The sequence below is a fragment of the Halomonas sp. genome, from assembly GCF_014859505.1.
In the GTDB taxonomy this organism is placed as follows: domain Bacteria; phylum Pseudomonadota; class Gammaproteobacteria; order Pseudomonadales; family Halomonadaceae; genus Halomonas.
In genome coordinates this window covers 1-2,333 of the sequence record NZ_JACUUD010000233.1, presented here as the reverse complement: position 1 = coordinate 2,333, position 2,333 = coordinate 1, and the positions used below count along the sequence as shown (strand labels likewise).

1 protein-coding gene and 1 pseudogene are annotated in these 2,333 nt (G+C 64.7%); both read left to right on the top strand.

The window, feature by feature from the left end:
- Positions 1–2,174: nitrate reductase subunit alpha (locus tag IBX53_RS15815; protein ID WP_290911248.1), on the top strand; the 2,174-nt coding region annotated here is incomplete at its 5' end.
- Positions 2,171–2,333: pseudogene (gene narH / locus IBX53_RS15810) on the top strand (nitrate reductase subunit beta); the annotation flags it as partial. The gene IBX53_RS15815 and the pseudogene narH, both read left to right, overlap by 4 nt.

Genomic DNA, 2,333 nt, shown 5'->3' with positions numbered 1-2,333 from the left:
CCCGTGAGTTTGCGGATAACGCCGACAAGACCAAGGGCCGTTCCATGGTCATCGTCGGTGCCGGTATGAACCACTGGTACCACATGGACATGAACTACCGCGGCCTGATCAACATGCTGATCATGTGCGGCTGTGTCGGTCAGAGCGGTGGCGGCTGGGCCCACTATGTCGGCCAGGAGAAGCTGCGCCCGCAGACCGGCTGGACCCCGCTGGCCTTCGGCCTCGACTGGCAGCGCCCGCCGCGCCACATGAACTCCACCTCCTTCTTCTATAACCACTCCTCCCAGTGGCGCTACGAGAAGCTCGAGATCAAGGAGATCCTCTCCCCGCTGGCCGACCACAGCAAGTACACCGGCAGCCTGATCGACTTCAACGTGCGCTCCGAGCGCATGGGCTGGCTGCCCTCCGCGCCCCAGCTGGGGGCCAACCCGCTGCGCCTGGCCAAGGCCGCCGAGGCCGCCGGACTGTCCACCAGGGACTATGCCGTCGAGCAGCTCAAGGCCGGCAAGCTGGCGTTCGCCGCGGAGGATCCGGACAACCCCCAGAACTTCCCGCGCAACCTCTTCATCTGGCGCTCCAACCTGCTGGGCAGCTCCGGCAAGGGCCACGAGTACATGCTCAAGTACCTGCTGGGCACCCGCCACGGTATCCAGGGCAAGGACCTGGGCGACTTCGGCGGCCAGAAGCCGGAAGAGGTGAAGTGGCACGACGAGGCGCCGGAAGGCAAGCTCGATCTGGTGGTGACCCTGGACTTCCGCATGTCTTCCACCTGCCTCTACTCGGACATCGTGCTGCCGACGGCCACCTGGTACGAGAAGAACGACCTCAACACCTCGGACATGCACCCCTTCATCCACCCGCTGACCGCGGCCACCGACCCGGCGTGGGAGTCGCGCAGCGACTGGGATATCTACAAGGGCATCGCCAAGGAGTTCTCCCGGGTCTGCGTGGGGCACCTGGGCGAGGAGACCGACCTGGTCACCCTGCCGCACCAGCATGACTCCCCCGCCGAGCTGGCCCAGCCCGAAGTGCTGGACTGGAAGAAGGGCGAGTGTGAGCCGATCCCCGGCAAGACCATGCCGGCGCTGATCGAGGTCAAGCGCAACTACCCCGAGACCTACGAGCGGTTCACCTCCATCGGTCCGCTGCTGGAGAGCATCGGCAACGGCGGCAAGGGCATCAGCTGGAACACTGACTCCGAGGTGGAGCTGCTCGGCAAGCTCAACCATCGCAAGCTGGAGGGCTCCTCCAAGGGTCGCCCGCAGATCGAGACCGCCATCGACGCGGCCGAGATGATCCTGACCCTGGCGCCGGAGACCAACGGCCAGGTGGCGGTGAAGGCCTGGGGCGCGCTCTCGAAGATCACCGGGCGGGATCACACCCATCTGGCGATCAACAAGCAGGAGGAGAAGATCCGCTTCCGCGACATCGTCGCCCAGCCGCGCAAGATCATCTCCAGCCCGACCTGGTCCGGCCTCGAGGACGAGCACGTCTCCTACAACGCCGGCTACACCAACGTCCACGAGATGATTCCGTGGCGCACCGTGAGCGGCCGCCAGCAGTTCTATCAGGATCACGCCTGGATGCGCGCCTTCGGCGAGAGCCTGCTGACCTACCGGCCGCCGATCAACACCAAGACCCTGGTGAGCTTCGAGGCACCGGCCGACAACGGCTTCAAGAGCAAGGCGCTGAACTTCATCACGCCGCACCAGAAGTGGGGCATCCACTCCACCTACAGCGACAACCTGATGATGCTGACGCTGAACCGCGGCGGCCCGGTGGTGTGGCTCTCCGAGACCGATGCCGCCGAGGTGGGCATCGAGGACAACGACTGGGTCGAGCTCTACAACGCCAACGGCTCCATCGCCGCCCGTGCGGTGGTCAGCCAGCGGGTCAAGGCCGGCATGGTGATGATGTACCACGCCCAGGAGCGCAACGTGAACGTGCCGGGCTCCGAGGTCTCCGGCACCCGCGGGGGCATGCACAACTCCGTGACCCGGGTCTGTCCGAAGCCGACCCACATGATCGGCGGCTACGCGCAGCTCTCCTACAGCTTCAACTACTACGGCACCGTCGGTTCCAACCGCGATGAGTTCGTCATGGTTCGCAAGATGAAGCACATCGACTGGCTGGATGGCGAGGGCAATGACTACGTGCAGGAGGCCGTGAAATGAAGATTCGTTCCCAGGTAGGCATGGTCCTCAACCTCGACAAGTGCATCGGCTGCCACACCTGCTCGATCACCTGCAAGAACGTGTGGACCACGCGCGAAGGCGTCGAATACGCCTGGTTCAACAACGTCGAGACCAAGCCCGGCATCGGCTATCCCAAGG